The sequence below is a fragment of the Citrobacter sp. RHBSTW-00524 genome, from assembly GCF_013747755.1.
Classification (GTDB): Bacteria; Pseudomonadota; Gammaproteobacteria; order Enterobacterales; family Enterobacteriaceae; genus Citrobacter; species Citrobacter braakii.
The window spans coordinates 544,703-560,041 of record NZ_CP056421.1; the positions used below are offsets into that span (position 1 = coordinate 544,703).

14 protein-coding genes are annotated in these 15,339 nt (G+C 55.4%); 9 read left to right on the forward strand and 5 right to left on the reverse strand.

Going from position 1 to position 15,339, the window contains the following annotated elements; translation table 11 throughout:
* The first annotated feature begins 235 nt into the window (after positions 1–235).
* Genes HV229_RS02660 through HV229_RS02700 form a run of 9 tightly spaced genes read left to right on the forward strand, consistent with a single transcriptional unit; the run spans position 236 to position 7,640 of the window.
* Positions 236–544 (forward strand): PRD domain-containing protein, encoded by a 309-nt coding sequence (locus HV229_RS02660; RefSeq protein ID WP_016151467.1) that lies wholly within the window; start codon positions 236–238, stop codon positions 542–544.
* 10 nt (positions 545–554) lie between these two features.
* Positions 555–917, forward strand: a complete 363-nt coding sequence (locus tag HV229_RS02665; protein WP_003830384.1) for an SFCGS family glycine-rich protein — start codon at positions 555–557, stop codon at positions 915–917.
* A 2-nt stretch (positions 918–919) separates the two neighbouring features.
* Entirely contained in the window at positions 920–1,219 is a 300-nt protein-coding gene (locus tag HV229_RS02670) for a DUF4312 family protein (protein ID WP_016151468.1), read from the forward strand.
* Between the two features lie 22 nt (positions 1,220–1,241).
* The gene (locus HV229_RS02675) at positions 1,242–2,018 is read left to right on the forward strand and encodes a DUF4311 domain-containing protein (RefSeq protein WP_005134210.1); all 777 of its coding nucleotides are present in this window, start codon (positions 1,242–1,244) and stop codon (positions 2,016–2,018) included.
* 11 nt (positions 2,019–2,029) lie between these two features.
* Positions 2,030–2,674, forward strand: a complete 645-nt coding sequence (locus HV229_RS02680) for a DUF4310 family protein (protein ID WP_003830379.1) — start codon at positions 2,030–2,032, stop codon at positions 2,672–2,674.
* Between the two features lie 58 nt (positions 2,675–2,732).
* On the forward strand, positions 2,733–3,866 hold the full coding sequence (locus HV229_RS02685) for an amidohydrolase/deacetylase family metallohydrolase (protein ID WP_047358560.1): 1,134 nt from the start codon (positions 2,733–2,735) through the stop codon (positions 3,864–3,866).
* Positions 3,850–4,968: a DgaE family pyridoxal phosphate-dependent ammonia lyase gene (locus HV229_RS02690; protein WP_181546846.1), complete on the forward strand. Its 1,119-nt coding sequence runs from the start codon at positions 3,850–3,852 to the stop codon at positions 4,966–4,968. The genes HV229_RS02685 and HV229_RS02690 overlap by 17 nt, the downstream gene beginning before the upstream one ends.
* Positions 4,965–5,705 (forward strand): KDGP aldolase family protein, encoded by a 741-nt coding sequence (locus HV229_RS02695; protein ID WP_181546848.1) that lies wholly within the window; start codon positions 4,965–4,967, stop codon positions 5,703–5,705. The genes HV229_RS02690 and HV229_RS02695 overlap by 4 nt, the downstream gene beginning before the upstream one ends.
* A gap of 21 nt (positions 5,706–5,726) precedes the next feature.
* Positions 5,727–7,640, forward strand: coding sequence for a PRD domain-containing protein (locus HV229_RS02700; protein WP_181546851.1), 1,914 nt, complete (start codon positions 5,727–5,729; stop codon positions 7,638–7,640).
* Between the two features lie 32 nt (positions 7,641–7,672).
* On the opposite strand, the gene nrdG is transcribed toward HV229_RS02700, so the two are convergent.
* The 5 genes from nrdG to treR all read right to left on the reverse strand — a co-directional run bounded on the left by nrdG (position 7,673) and on the right by treR (position 15,086).
* Positions 7,673–8,137 (reverse strand): anaerobic ribonucleoside-triphosphate reductase-activating protein, encoded by a 465-nt coding sequence (gene nrdG, locus HV229_RS02705; protein ID WP_016151476.1) that lies wholly within the window; start codon positions 8,135–8,137, stop codon positions 7,673–7,675.
* A gap of 175 nt (positions 8,138–8,312) precedes the next feature.
* A complete protein-coding gene (gene nrdD, locus HV229_RS02710) occupies positions 8,313–10,451 on the reverse strand; it encodes an anaerobic ribonucleoside-triphosphate reductase (RefSeq protein WP_181546853.1) in 2,139 nt (712 codons plus the stop codon).
* A gap of 409 nt (positions 10,452–10,860) precedes the next feature.
* Positions 10,861–12,513: an alpha,alpha-phosphotrehalase gene (treC, locus tag HV229_RS02715; protein ID WP_181546855.1), complete on the reverse strand. Its 1,653-nt coding sequence runs from the start codon at positions 12,511–12,513 to the stop codon at positions 10,861–10,863.
* 49 nt (positions 12,514–12,562) lie between these two features.
* Entirely contained in the window at positions 12,563–13,981 is a 1,419-nt protein-coding gene (gene treB, locus HV229_RS02720; protein ID WP_181546857.1) for a PTS trehalose transporter subunit IIBC, read from the reverse strand.
* A 157-nt stretch (positions 13,982–14,138) separates the two neighbouring features.
* Positions 14,139–15,086: a trehalose operon repressor TreR gene (treR, locus tag HV229_RS02725; RefSeq protein ID WP_181546860.1), complete on the reverse strand. Its 948-nt coding sequence runs from the start codon at positions 15,084–15,086 to the stop codon at positions 14,139–14,141.
* Positions 15,087–15,339: the final 253 nt, after the last annotated feature.

The following is a 15,339-nucleotide window of genomic DNA, read 5'->3' on the forward strand; positions in this document are numbered from 1 at the left end:
TTATCGTCCATTCATTGTTCGCATTTCCTTCCATTTTGCTGCTCACTCTTGCGATCTCAATCACATTCTTCCAGTGATTAATCGTGGTCCCAGCCCTTTTTGCGGCACAGATCACTATCGCTGCGCCCCTTTCCACTTCGAAGTGGAAAACAACTCGCTACAAACTTTTAACCCCCGCCGCTAAGTTACCCTCAGAGCCACTAGTGGGGTAAGACGAGTGAATAACGGAGCTGTAATGAATGACATGGGGGAATCGGTGGAACTGGCCGACCGCATGCTGGCGCAGGTGTATGCCTTGCTGCGTGAACGCCACATTATTCCCAACGCTGTACAGGAACAGATGCTGACGTCGCATGTTCGCGCCATGGCGCACCGCTCGGTAACGGGTGAACCCTTACCAGAAGTCGATGCCAGCTTGTTTGATGAAATTTCTGCCGAATCAATGGCGCTTGCCCGTGACGTGGTCGCTGAGTTTGGCAATCTTCCTGAGGAAGAGGCCTGGCTGCTGTCGGTGCACTTCGAAGTCGCGAAAGACAACCTTTAAGGAGCAAAAGATGGAACAGATTACCGTAGTGATTGGCGATCGTCTGGGTAAAGGCCAGAAAGTGGCGGCAGGCGTTGAGAAAGCGGGCGGCCGTGCGGTTGTGGTGCCGGGCGTTGCGGCAGATATGAAGCTGGGTGACGTGATGAAAGCGGAAAACGCCACCTTTGGCATCTCGTTTTGCGGCAGTGGCGGCGCGGGTGCGATTACCGCGCAGACCAAATACGGCTACAAGGCGAAATACGGCATGCGCTCGGTTGATGAAGGGGTCACGGCCATCAACGAAGGTTGCAACGTGCTGGGGTTCGGTTTTATGGACAAAGAAGAACTCGGTGAGCGCCTGGTACAGGCGTGGCAAAAGAAACACGGCGCTTAAGCATGAAAGAACAATTCACCACCACGGTGAGAGTCACTGGCAAGGGCGAGGCCAAAGCGCGCGCCTTTGCCGATGCCCTGAACCACGTTCAGGCAGCGGTGATGAAAGCGTCGCCGCATATCTTACTGCGTATTGAGCCACAGGATGTGCAGGTTGTTCAAGCGCGTGAATCGGTGCGCAAAGAGGCATTTTTATTCCTCTTTTTGCGCCGGGAAAGACGCACCTTCAGCGTGGAGCTGGACGTGACCGTCAACGTGACTGCCATCAATCTCGACAAGGTGGATTTCGTTACGCAACGCTGATTCTTTATTAAAAGGCATAATTATGTTCCTGATAATATTAATAAAATCGCTCATCATCGGCGGCCTGGTTGGCGTCGGTGTCGGCGCTGGGGCTGCACGCATGTTTCATGCGCCTACCACTCAAGGGATGGGCGCGTTTCGTACTCTGGGAGAACTGAATTCCTGCGAAGGGGATCCGGCTTCTCACTTCTCGTTCGGCCTGGGCTTTTTCTTTAACGCCTGGGCTTCCTCCGTTGCGGCGGGGGCGTTCACTCAGGACGTCGACCATCGCATCATCCCCAACTGGGGCGCTGCTGCGCTGATGGTTAAAAACCGCAACGTCGGTGAAACGCTGCACGATCCCAAGCGCATGGCGATTGCCTGCGGCGTTATCGGGATGATCGTCGTGACCTTCCTGAACCTCACAGCGTCATCCGTACCGGAAGCGTTGCAGGTGACCGCCGTCAAGGTGCTGGTGCCTGCGGCTAACCTGCTGGTTAACACCGTGATGCCAGTGATCTTCTGGCTGGCGGCGATCGATGCCGGTAAAAAATCAGGCTTCTGGGCCACCGTCTTTGGCGGCGCGGCGCAGCTGATTATGGGCAACGCCGTTCCGGGTCTGGTCCTTGGCATTCTGATCGGTAAAGGCGTGGAAGAGAGCGGCTGGAACCACGTCACTAAAGTGATGATGGTGGCTATCGTCGCGCTGTTTGTCCTGAGCGGCTTCTTCCGCGGCTTCGACATGAAGATGATCGAATCCTTCCATCTGACCGTGCCTAACTGGCTCGAACTTATCCACAACTCGCTCAGCGGCAAATAACGGAGGCCATCATGGAACAGAATAAAGGTTTTTGGTTCGCTGACTGGTCGTTCCCGATCTTCGTTGGCCTGCTCTCCTCTGGCGTATTTGCCGGAACGCACATGTACTACCTGTACGGGATTGGCGCATTTAACGAAGTCGCTTTTGTGGCGATGCTGAAGGCGGGAATGGACACTGGCTCCTACGGGGCGGTGGCGGCATTTGGTGCAAGCTTCCTGTTTGCCCGCATCATTGAAGGTTCGCTGGTGGGGATTCTGGATATTGGCGGGGCGATTCAGACCGGGGTCGGGTTAGGTGTTCCGGCGCTGCTGTTGGGCGCAGGTATTATCTTCCCGGTTGCCAACTTCGCAGCGTCGCTGGTCACCGGTCTGGTGATTGGTCTGGCGATTGGCTACATCATTATTCTGGCGCGTAAGTTCACCATCAATCAGAGCGACTCGACCTACGGTGCGGATGTCATGATGGGGGCCGGTAACGCCTCCGGCCGCTTCCTCGGGCCATTGATTATCCTCAGCGCGATGACGGCGTCTATCCCTATCGGCATCGGTTCACTGGCGGGCGCGCTGCTGTTTTACCTGTGGCAGAAACCGATCACCGGCGGGGCGATCCTTGGGGCGATGATCCTCGGGTCCATCTTCCCGATTGCCATTAGCTAACTGTTGATTTGTAGGCCGGATGAGGCAGTTGCGCCGCCATCCGGCAAAGGAGAGTGCGATGTTTGATTTACTCCTGCGCCGTGCGCGCCTCGTTGACGATACGGTGAGCGATATTGCGCTCAAAGACGGCAAAATTGCGGCGTTGGGCGACGTTGATGGCCCGGCGCTGAAAACCATCGAACTGGGCGGCGAGTACTACGTCAGCGCAGGTTGGATTGATTCCCACGTTCACTGCTACCCGAAATCCCCGATTTATCACGACCAGCCGGACAGCGTCGGTATAGCTACCGGCGTTACCACGGTGGTGGATGCGGGCAGTACCGGGGCGGATGATATCGATGATTTTTATACCCTGACCCGGGAAGCGACCACCGAAGTGTATGCGCTGCTGAATATTTCCCGCGTTGGGCTTATCGCCCAGAACGAGCTGGCTAATATGGCCAACATTGACGCCGATGCGGTGCGACAGGCGGTGAAGCGCCATCCTGATTTTATCGTCGGCCTGAAGGCGCGCATGAGCAGCAGCGTGGTCGGTGAAAACGGCATTACGCCACTGGAGCGCGCCAAAGCGATGCAAGCGCAGAACGGTGACCTGCCGCTGATGGTGCACATCGGCAACAATCCGCCGGATCTGGATGAGATCGCCGAACGCCTGACCGCGGGCGACATCATTACCCACTGCTACAACGGTAAGCCGAATCGCATTCTGACGCCGCAAGGCGAGTTGCGGGCGTCAGTGACGCGGGCGATTTCACGCGGTGTGCGTCTGGACGTTGGGCATGGCACCGCCAGCCTGAGCTTTGCGGTGGCAAAACGCGCTATTGGTCTGGGCATTTTGCCGCACACCATCAGCTCCGATATTTATTGTCGCAACCGTATCAGCGGCCCGGTGTATTCCCTGGCGAATGTGATGTCGAAATTTCTCGCCATTGGGATGTCGCTACCGCAGGTCATTGAGTGCGTTACTGCCAATGCCGCCGATGGTCTGCGCCTGAAACAGAAAGGGCGACTGCAGGTTGGTCTGGATGCCGATTTAACCCTCTTTACGCTTAAGCGCCAGCCAACCGTGCTGGTAGATGCAGAAAACGACAGCCTGCAGGCTGAACAACTGCTGGTGCCGCTTGCCGCAATACGTGCGGGCAAGGGCTATATGACCGAACAAGGGAGCGCGGAACATGCCTTCGATTTTTGAGAAATACAATTTAAAACAGGTGATTAACACCTCAGGCCGCATGACGGCGCTCGGCGTTTCTACGCCACGACCAGAAGTGGTTGAGGCTGCAATGGCGGGGATGAATCAATATTTTGAGATGAAAGACCTGGTCAATAAGACCGGTGACTACATTGCGAAATTGCTGGAGGTGGAAGGGGCTACCGTCGTCTCCTGCGCTTCGGCCGGAATCGCCCTGTCAGTGGCTGGAGTGCTGGTTAAGGGCAGCGACTGGCTGCTGGAGAACCTGCACGTCGCGCCGATCGAGAACAACGAAATCGTGCTGCCCAGAGGCCACAACGTCAACTTTGGCGCTCCGGTTGGCACCATGGTGGCGCTCGGCGGCGGCAAGCTCGTGGAAGCGGGTTATGCCAACGAATGTTCCGCCACTCAGCTGGCGGCGGCCATTACGCCACGCACGGCGGCCATTCTGTATATCAAATCTCACCACTGCGTCCAGAAAAGTATGCTCAGCGTGGAACAGGCTGCGGTGGTGGCGCGTACGCATAATCTGCCGCTAATCGTGGATGCGGCGGCGGAAGAGGATTTGCAGTGCTACTACCGGGTTGGTGCGGATCTGGTGATTTATAGCGGTGCGAAGGCGATTGAAGGGCCAACCAGCGGCCTGGTGATTGGCAAAACCCAATACGTTGAGTGGGTGAAGCGCCAGACCGCGGGGATTGGTCGGGCGATGAAGGTGGGCAAAGAGGGGATTCTTGGCCTGACCTGCGCCATCGAACTGTATCTGAACGCGCAGAAAGAGAGCGGCGCGGAGATGGTCGAGAAAATGACGCCGTTCATTAATGCGTTAAACCAGCTTCACGGCGTAAGCGCCCGCGTGGTGTGGGACAGCGCAGGGCGCGACATCGCGCGCACGGAAATTAAGTTTGACGAAGCGGCAACCGGCATCGCCACAGGTGAACTGGTCGACGCGCTCAAGCAGGGAGAGTACGCGATTTACTTCCGTGGTTACAAAGCTAACGAAGGCATTATCGAAGCCGATGTGCGCAGCGTGGATCGCGCGCAACTGGAGATTGTGGCCCGTCGAATTGGTGAAGTGATTTCGCAGGAGAAAAAAGCATGAAACTGACCCCTAACTTTTATCGCGACCGCGTCTGCCTGAACGTGCTGGCGGGCTCCAAAGAAAATGCCCGGGATATTTACGCGGCGGCGGAAGGACACGTGCTGGTCGGTGTGTTGTCAAAAAATTACCCGGATGTCGCAAGCGCGGTTGCGGATATGCGTGAATACGCAGCGCTTATCGACAATGCCCTCTCCGTGGGGCTGGGGGCGGGCGATCCAAACCAGTCGGCGATGGTCAGTGAAATCTCCCGTCAGGTGCAGCCACAGCATGTTAATCAGGTCTTTACCGGCGTGGCGACCAGCCGCGGGCTGCTGGGTCAGCAGGAGACGGTGGTCAACGGTCTGGTCTCGCCAACCGGCACACCGGGCAGGGTGAAAATCTCCACCGGTCCGCTGAGCAGCCAGACGCCGGACGGCATTGTGCCGGTAGAAACCGCGATTGCGTTGCTCAAAGACATGGGGGGGAGCTCGATTAAATACTTCCCAATGGGTGGCCTGAAGTGCCGTGAGGAATACATTGCAGTTGCCCAGGCCTGCGCCCGCCATGACTTCTGGCTGGAGCCAACTGGCGGTATCGATCTGGATAATTTCACTGAAATTTTGCAGATCGCCCTGGATGCCGGAGTGAGCAAAATCATTCCTCACATCTATAGTTCGATTATTGATAAGGTGAGTGGTAACACCCGACCGGACGACGTGCGCCAGCTGATGGCGATGACCCGGGCCTGCGTAGGCTAACTGACTGATGAGGAAACTGACGTGCGATTCCCCAACCAACGTTTAGCGCAGCTGTTTGGCATGCTGCAAAACGAAGCGCTTCCACAGGACGAGCTGGCGCAGCGGTTGTCGGTTTCCACACGCACCGTACGAGCGGATATCACCGCGCTAAACGCGCTGCTCAGCCAGTACGGCGCGCAGTTTGTCCTCAGCCGAGGTAACGGTTATCAACTCAAAGTTGACGACCCGGTACGTTATCATGCCCTGCAAACGCAGCGACCAGACGCGTTGCTGCGCATCCCTCGCACCAGCCAGGAGCGGGTGCACTGGCTGGTGGTTCGTTTTCTGACGTCGGCCTTTTCGCTGAAGCTGGAGGATTTGGCTGATGAATGGTTTATCAGCCGCGCGACGCTGCAAAACGATATGGCTGAGGTGCGCGAGCATCTGCAACGTTATCATCTGACGCTGGAAACGCGCCCCCGTCACGGTATGAAGCTGTTTGGCAGCGAGATGGCGATCCGCGCCTGTTTGACCGATCTGCTATGGACGCTGGCGCAGCAGGATCCACAGCACCCGCTAGTGACGCAAGAGGCACTAAATGCCGGGATCCCTGAACAGCTACAACCTGTTTTGCAGGATATTTTTGCCCGTTTTCACATTCGCCTGACCGATGAGGGGGAGCTGTTTTTGCGGTTGTACTGCGCGGTGGCGGTACGGCGGATTAGCGAAGGGTATCCCCTCCCGGAGTTTGCCGCAGAAGAAGCCGAGCAATCAGTGTGCCTGGCCACGCGGGAAATCGCAGCGGTATTGCACCGACTGGCGGATAAACCGCTTACCGTTTCCGAAGAGAACTGGCTGCAGGTGCATATCGCCGCCCGCCAGGTACAAGAGATCGCCCCCAGCGCCATCAATGCGGATGATGACGAAGCGCTGGTCAATTACATCCTGCGGTTTATCAACAGCCAGTACAACTACAACCTGTTGAATGACAAACAGTTACATGCTGATCTGCTGACGCATATTAAGACGATGATCACCCGGGTGCGTTACCAGATAATGATCCCCAATCCGCTACTGGAAAATATTAAACAGCACTACCCGATGGCGTGGGACATGACGCTGGCCGCCGTCTCGGGATGGGGAAAATATACGCCGTACACCATCAGTGAAAATGAGATTGGCTTCCTTGTGCTGCATATTGGCGTCGGGCTGGAGCGTAGTTACAACATCGGTTACCAGAGGCAGCCGAAAGTTCTGCTGGTATGCGATGCTGGAAATGCGATGGCGCGGATGATTGAAGCGGTGCTGGCGCGTAAGTATCCGCAGATAGAAATCGTCGATACTGTGACGCTACGCGACTACGAACAGCGGGAAAGTATCAGCGAAGATTTCGTAATCTCTACCGCGCGGGTTGGTGAAAAAGATAAGCCTGTGGTGATGATTGCACCGTTCCCTACCGATTATCAACTGGAGCAAATTGGCAAACTGGTGCTGGTCGACAGAACCCGTCCGTGGATGTTGAACAAATTCTTCGATGCCGCCCATTTTCGTGTGATCGACGAGCCAATGGATCAACAAACGTTGTTCAACGTTTTATGTCGCCAGTTGCAGGATGAAGGCTTTGTCGATGCGGAGTTTCTTGATTCGGTGGTTGAACGTGAGGCCATCGTCAGCACCATGCTGGGTGACAGCATTGCCCTGCCGCACGCCCTCGGTCTGCTGGCAAAGAAAACGGTGGTCTACACCATCCTTGCCCCGCAGGGTATCGCCTGGGGGGATGAAACGGCGCATGTGATCTTCCTGCTCGCCATCAGCAAAAGCGAATACGAAGAAGCGATGGCGATCTACGATATTTTCGTCACCTTCCTGCGCGAGCGCGCGATGACGCGACTCTGCGCATGCCGGAATTTCAGCGAGTTCAAAACAGTTGCAATGGAGTGTGTGAGCCGTTTTTGAGGGGTGGAAAACAGAACCTCTACTGCTGGAAATTAACGCAAATGATGCACAACCTGGTTGCTGCTCCCGCGCCAGATTAGCGCCGGGTCTTTGAGATCCTGCACGTATTTGCCATCGACCAACACGTTGATGAGATCGACAACCTGCATTTGCGCGGCATCGAGTTCATCGAGCTTGTAGCCGGTCCACACCCAGATGTCTTTTCCCGGACACTCAGCGCGAATGCGCTGCACCAGTTGCAGAATATCCGGCACGTTTTGTGGATGCAGCGGATCGCCGCCGGAGAGCGAGATCCCCTGACGGTGAATACGCGTGTCGTTCAGATCGGCAATGATCTTGTCTTCCATCTCTTTGCTAAACGGCTGGCCGGAATTGAGCCGCCAGGTGCTTTTGTTATAGCAACCGGGGCATTCATGCACGCATCCTGAAACAAACAGGGTACAGCGAGTGCCGGGACCGTTAACGATGTCGACAGGGTAATACTGATGGTAATTCATTTTCGCTTCTCATCCGTTTATCAATTCGCGCCATAGCTGCGTTCGTGCGCCCGAGTCACTTACTTATGTAAGCTCCCCGGGACTTACTCATTTGCTGCCTTGCTATGACGTGAATTGCGTTGCGGAAATAATGGCCCGAAAAGCGTCGCATCGCCGGGCAATAAAATCGTCTAAATTAACCGATCTGCCCGTTCCCTAAATGCTTAACGCGGCGCTTCACTTCTTCCTGCTTACCGGCGTTAAACGGACGTGCGTCCGGACTGCCTAAATAACCGCAGACGCGGCGGGTGACCGATACGCGGGCGGCGTCGTGGTTACCACATTTCGGGCAGGTAAAACCTTTGCTGGTGCACTCAAATTCACCGGTAAAGCCGCACTCGTAGCATTCATCGATTGGCGTGTTGGTCCCGTAATAGGGCACGTGCTGATAGCTGTAATCCCAGACGTCTTCCAGCGCTTTCAGGTTGTGCTGAATATTCGGGTATTCGCCGTAGCAAATGAAGCCCCCGCTTGCCAGCGGCGGGTACGGCGCTTCGAAATCGATCTTGTCGTACGGGTTAACCTTCTTCTCCACATCGAGATGGAAGCTGTTGGTGTAGTAGCCTTTGTCGGTCACGCCCGGGACCACGCCAAATTCGGCGGTATCCAGACGGCAGAAACGGTCGCACAGGTTTTCACTTGGCGTGCTGTACAGGCTAGAGCCGTAGCCAGTTTCGTCTTTCCACTGATCGACCGCCTGACGCAGGCGTTCCACAATGGCGATACCTTTGGCGCGCAGCTGCTCGCTGTCATACACATGCTTGTCGCCAAACAGCGCATTGATGGTTTCGTGAATACCGATGTAGCCCAGAGAGATGGATGCACGACCATTTTTAAAGATTTCTGACACGTCATCGTCCGCTTTCAGACGCACGCCACAGGCCCCTTCCATATACAGAATTGGCGCCACGCGGGCCTTCACGCCTTCCAGGCGCGCAATGCGGGTCATCAGCGCTTTACGCGCCAGCACCAGACGATCGTCAAGCAGTTTCCAGAAGGTGGCTTCATCGCCATGCGCTTCCAGCGCGATACGCGGCAGGTTGAGGCTGATAACGCCGAGGTTGTTACGCCCGTCGTGAATCTGCTCGCCGTTCTCGTTTTCCCACACGCCGAGGAAGCTGCGACAGCCCATTGGCGTTTTGAACGAGCCGGTCACTTTGACGACCTGATCGTAGTTCAGGATGTCCGGATACATACGCTTGCTCGCGCACTCCAGTGCCAGCTGCTTGATGTCGTAGTTCGGATCGCCAAACTTGTGGTTCAGACCGTCACGAATCGCGAACACCAGTTTCGGGAACACTGCGGTTTTACGATTTTTACCCAGGCCGGCAATACGGTTACGCAGAATGGACTGCTGGATCAAACGCGATTCCCAGCTGGTTCCCAGACCAAAACCAAAGGTCACGAACGGCGTCTGACCGTTGGCGGTATGCAGGGTGTTCACTTCATACTCGAGAGACTGGAATGCGTCGTAGCACTCTTTCTCGGTACGGGAATGGGCATAACCGTCGGCGTCCGGGATCTGCCACTCTTCAGCGGTTTTACGATGTTTATTAAAGCTCTCGGTAACGAACGGCGCGAGAACTTCATCAATACGGTTAATGGTGGTGCCGCCATAAATATGGCTGGCGACCTGCGCGATAATTTGCGCGGTGACGGCGGTCGCGGTAGAGATGGATTTTGGCGGTTCAATCTCCGCGTTACCCATCTTAAAGCCCTGCGTCAGCATGCCTTTCAGGTCGATCAGCATGCAGTTAAACATTGGGAAGAACGGAGAGTAGTCGAGATCGTGATAGTGAATATCACCACGCTCGTGCGCCTGGACGACATCACGCGGCAGTAGGTGCTGACGCGCATAGTGTTTGGCAACGATACCGGCCAGCAGGTCGCGCTGGGTCGGGATCACTTTGCTGTCTTTGTTGGCATTTTCATTCAGCAGAGCAGAGTTGGTTTGCTCAACCAGACCACGAATTTCCTGGTTCAGACGGCCACGTTTTTCACGCTGGATATCACGGTCGTGGCGATATTCGATGTACGCACGGGCGAGTTGTTTGTACGGGCCAGACATTAGCTGGTTTTCTACCGCTGTCTGGATCTCGTTGATATCGACCTTGCTGCGCTCATTCATCTGGCTACTAACGACTTCTGCGACGGTGGCACAGTAATCTGCGTCATCGACTCCCGCTGCTTTAGCTGCACGCAGAATGGCTTCTTTGATGCGCTCTGATTTAAACGGCACTTTACAGCCATCTCGTTTCATCACATGCGGTGTCATGATCACTCCATATTTATAAGAACAGGTTATCCACAGAGGTTGGGGAAGCCATCAGGGCTTTATTCATCTCTATTGCCAATGACTTCCCGCAATCCTGACCCACTTTATCCACAATTCCACCGTGAAGCGGTGCACTGTAGTTGTAGCAATTGTAGTCGATTAATACAACATATTGGGTCGGCGTGCATTTTAAGTTCTATATGTAGTGATTTGCATCAAGGATGTTTACGATTTATTTGATGTAGCGCAAAGTAAAAATCGGAGCGTACAGATGACGGGCACTACAGCCGATTGTAAATTGTGGGCAGAAAATTCTGATTAATTATTCAACAAAAACAGAAAGGTAAGCTGAGCGTAGGCATCAAAGCCCGGCAGCGTTATGCGTACCGGGCCTGAACATAATTGCAAGCTATTTTTGCAACCACCAGACGGCTTCAAAAGGACGCAGCGTCATGTCTGCGGGTTGGCTGGCGACCTCGGCATAGTTGTGCATCAGCACCTGCCAGTTGCCGTCGGTCTGGGTCGGCTGCCAGCTCTGGAAGGTATCGCTCAGATTAGCAATGACCAGCAACCGCTGTCCTTGCCATTCACGTTGATAGCACCACAGATGCGGGCTGTCCGGTAGCAGATCCTGATAGTCGCCCCAGGTGATAACCGGCTCTGCTTTACGCAATGCGATCAGCTTCTGATAGGTATAGAACACCGAGTCGGTATCGCGCAGCGCTGCCGCCACGTTGATATCCGCTGCGTTGTCGCACAGATTGATCCACGGCTCACCCTGGGTAAAGCCCGCGTGTTTGCTGGCATCCCACTGCATCGGCGTGCGGCTGTTATCGCGCGATTTACTGGCGAGAATCGCCAGCAGTTCTTGCGCATCGCGCCCCTGGCCGTTCAGGGCGGCAAACATGTTATGGCTTTCCACATCGCGGTAATCGGTAATCTGGCGGAAGTGCGGATTGGTCATGCCGATCTCTTCACCCTGGTAGATGTAGGGCGTGCCCTGCATACCGTGCAGCACCATCGCCAGCATTTTTGCGGCCGGAACGCGGTATTTACCTTCATCGCCAAAACGCGACACGATGCGTGGCTGGTCGTGGTTACACCAGAACAGCGCGTTCCAGGCCTGATTGTGCATGCCTTGTTGCCAGTGGCGAAACAGGGTTTTGAGCGCCACATAGTCGGGTTTGGCTAACGTCCACTTCTCACCGTTGGGGTAATCCACCTTCAGGTGGTGGAAGTTGAAGGTCATCGACAGTTCGCTGCCATCGAGTGCGGCGTACTGCTGGCAGTTTTCCAGCGTGGTGGAGGACATTTCGCCGACCGTCATCAGGCCGCGGGGCGTGAAGACGTCGCGATTCATTTCACGTAAAAACGCATGCGCGCGCGGGCCGTCGGTATAAAAACGCCGCCCATCGCCGTCGGGATCGCTCGGGAAGTCCTGATCTTTAGAGATAAGATTCACCACGTCGAGACGCAGTCCGTCCACGCCGCGATCGGCCCAGAACTCGCACACTTTTTTTAGCTCGGCGCGGACCGCCGGGTTCTCCCAGTTCAGGTCTGCCTGCTCCGGAGCAAAGAGGTGCAGATAGTACTGCTCGCTTTCGGCGTGCCAGCCCCAGGCGCTGCCGCCAAATTTGGAGTGCCAGTTATTCGGGAGACTGTCTGGCGTACCGTCGCGCCAGAGGTAAAACTGACGATACGGGCTGTCTTTATCCAGCGCCTCACGAAACCAGGGGTGCTGGGTTGAAGTGTGGTTAAACACCATATCGAGAATAATACGGATGCCGCGCGCTTTCGCCTGCGCCACCAGTTCGTCAAAGTCTGCAAGCGTTCCGTAGGCCGGATCGACAGACATGTAATCCGCGACGTCGTAGCCGTTATCAACCTGCGGCGAAATATAGAACGGCGTTAGCCAGATGGCATCAACCCCCAGCGTTTGCAGATAGCCGAGACGCTGCGTCACGCCGCGTAAATCGCCGGTGCCGTTGCCGGTGGTGTCCTGAAAACTCTTGGGGTAAACCTGATAGATGACGCCGTTTTGCCACCAGTAGGGAATATTCATGGTTGTTTCCTGGAAATACGATGGGGCGCAACTGCGCCCCGAAGAAAAGTTAGACAATTTGTAGTGTGCCCATACGGTGTTTACGCTGATAAACGAATGAGGTCAGTACCATGGGGATAACAATCGCAATGACCATTGCCATGCCAAATACCTGCCAGTAAGTCGGCTGGATGGAGAGGATGCCTGGCAAACCGCCGACGCCAATTCCGTTCGCCAGCACACCGTTCAGGCCGCACAGCAGTCCGGCGAGACCGGAACCGATCATCGCGCACAGCATCGGGAAGCGGTATTTCAGGTTGATCCCGTACATGGCCGGTTCAGTGACCCCGAGATAGGCGGAGATCGCGGCAGGAACGGAGATCTCACGTTCATTGTGTTTGCGACTGGAGATGATGATCCCGACTACCGCAGAGGCCTGAGCGATATTCGACAGTGCGATCAGCGGCCATACCGGCGTACCGCCCATGCTCTGAATCATCTGCATGTCGATAGCCAGCGTGGTCTGATGCACGCCGGTTATCACCAGCGGGGCATACAGGAAGCCGAACAGCGCCGCGCCAATCGGGGCAAAGCTGCCGGTCAGCAGATGACGGACCGCAAACGCGACACCGTCGCCGATCATGCGGCCAAACGGACCGATAAAGGCGTGCGCGAGGAACACCGCAAGGATCAACGAGCACACCGGGACGATCACCAGATATAGATAATCCGGGATGATGCGTTTCATGCGTGTTTCAATAAACCCGAGCGCCAGACCGGCCAGCAGTGCCGGAATAACCTGCGCCTGATAGCCCACTTTCTCAATGCTGAACAGGCCGAAGTTCCACACTTCCGGTACCTGTTGACCGAGTAGATAGGCGTTCATTAGCTGCGGTGAAACCAGGGTCACGCCCAGCACAATACCGAGGATCGGCGTACCGCCCATTTTCTTCACTGCTGACCAGCAGATCCCGACCGGCAGATAGAAGAAGATCGCTTCGCCAATTAGCCACAGGAAGTCGTAAAGGGTTTTCAGCGAAGGGTACATCTGCGCCAGCGTCTGCCCGTTGCTCATGGGCAGATCGCCAATCACATTACGGAACCCCAAGATCAAGCCGCCGCTAATCAGCGCTGGCAGCAGCGGGAAGAAGATCTCCGCAAAATGAGAAATCAGCTGTTCGTGCCATTTCATATTCTGCCGCGCGGCTTTTTTCGCCTGCTCTTTGTCGGCGCTGGCCTGACCGGTTGTCGCCAGCAGCGCTTTGTAGTAATCGCCCACTTCGGTGCCAATCACTACCTGAAACTGCCCGGCGTTGGTGAAGCAGCCTTTGACCATCGGCAACTGTTCGATCTCTTTTGGCCTGGCATTCGCAGGCTGATTCAGCACAAAACGCAGGCGAGTAATGCAGTGACTTACCGTGGCGATATTGTCGCGCCCGCCTACCAGCTCAATCAGCCGGTCGATGTCTGCTTGTTTTATTTTGCTCATGATGATGTGTGTTCCCCGTAGGCCGGATAAGACGTTTTAGCATCGCCATCTGGCAACTCTCTCGTTGCTGTGGCCAGAGTATATCGTCGATGATTTTTTAAAAATGGGAACGTTCCCGAAACGCAGCGAAGATCACAAATTAACGCTCAGAAAGCGATCAGGAGAGGGTGGAAGGAATAACGATTTGTCGTAGTTCGCTACGGCCGTTGATCTGCTCGATCAGCTGCGAGGCCGCTTGTCGTCCGGCTTCGGCATATCCTGGATCGACGGTGATAATTTCCGGATGGAGGAATTTCATCAGCGGCGTACTGCCCACGCTCGCCAGCTGTAGATTCTCAATTCGCTGCTCTTGCAGATATTTGCTGACACCAAGGGCGAGGGTATCCGTCGCGCAGACTAAGGCAGTGGTTTCCGGGGTGATGACGTTGGCGGCCTGCTCATAACCCTGCTTCATGGCAAGACCCGGTAGCGCGGCAACAGGATGCAGTTTGTGTTTCTTACAGAACGCCAGGTAGGCTTCATGGCGGCGCTTACCGGTGGTCACGTCGCTATGGGGAACGCCAAGAAAGCTGATATGGCGATGCTCGCGATCGTATAAACGCTGCATCAGGGTGCGAATGGCGCCTTCATCGTCATAGCAGACGGAGGCAAAGCCTTTGGCATCTCTTGCCAGCAGCACCAGCGAATCCTGCCAGGAGGCGAGCATGGATTCACTTATGCCGGTAAAACCAAACAGCACCACGCCGTCAATATTGCGGCGTCTGAGCATGCCGAGATGCTCTTCAACCAGCTCGGGCGAGAACTGGCTTTCCATCATGATCGGGTCGTAACCCTGCTCATAAAAGGCGGGCAGCATGGTTTGCACGGCGAGATTTTCCGAAAGCGAGTCCAGACGCGTGACGATGATCGCCACCACCTTGTCACTTTGTCCGCGCATGGCGCGTGCGGAGCGGGAAGGGGAAAAACCGTGCTGATTCATCACCGCTTCAACGCGTGCGCGGGTGCGTTCGCTCACGCCGCTTTCATTGTTAAGCACACGGGAAACGGTTGATTTTCCCACACCGCTTAAGCGGGCGATGTCTTTAATTGTCAGCCGGTTTTGCATCCTGTTTTCCCGTGTTGCGTGTGAAGTTATGCCAAATAGAGAATAACTTTACTCAAGCGCAGCGCAATGGGCAAAGTCTGGTATACGTTTGGTTTAGTTTCCATGGTTTATCATACTGCCATAATTGCCACAAACCTTATGGTTTTCTGCGTATAATCCGCAGCGCAAATCATTCACTTACCGGAGGCTATATGGATCCCGATCCCACCCCTCTCCCGAGATGGAGAAACTCCCCTTTCCGGTAAGCCTGTCT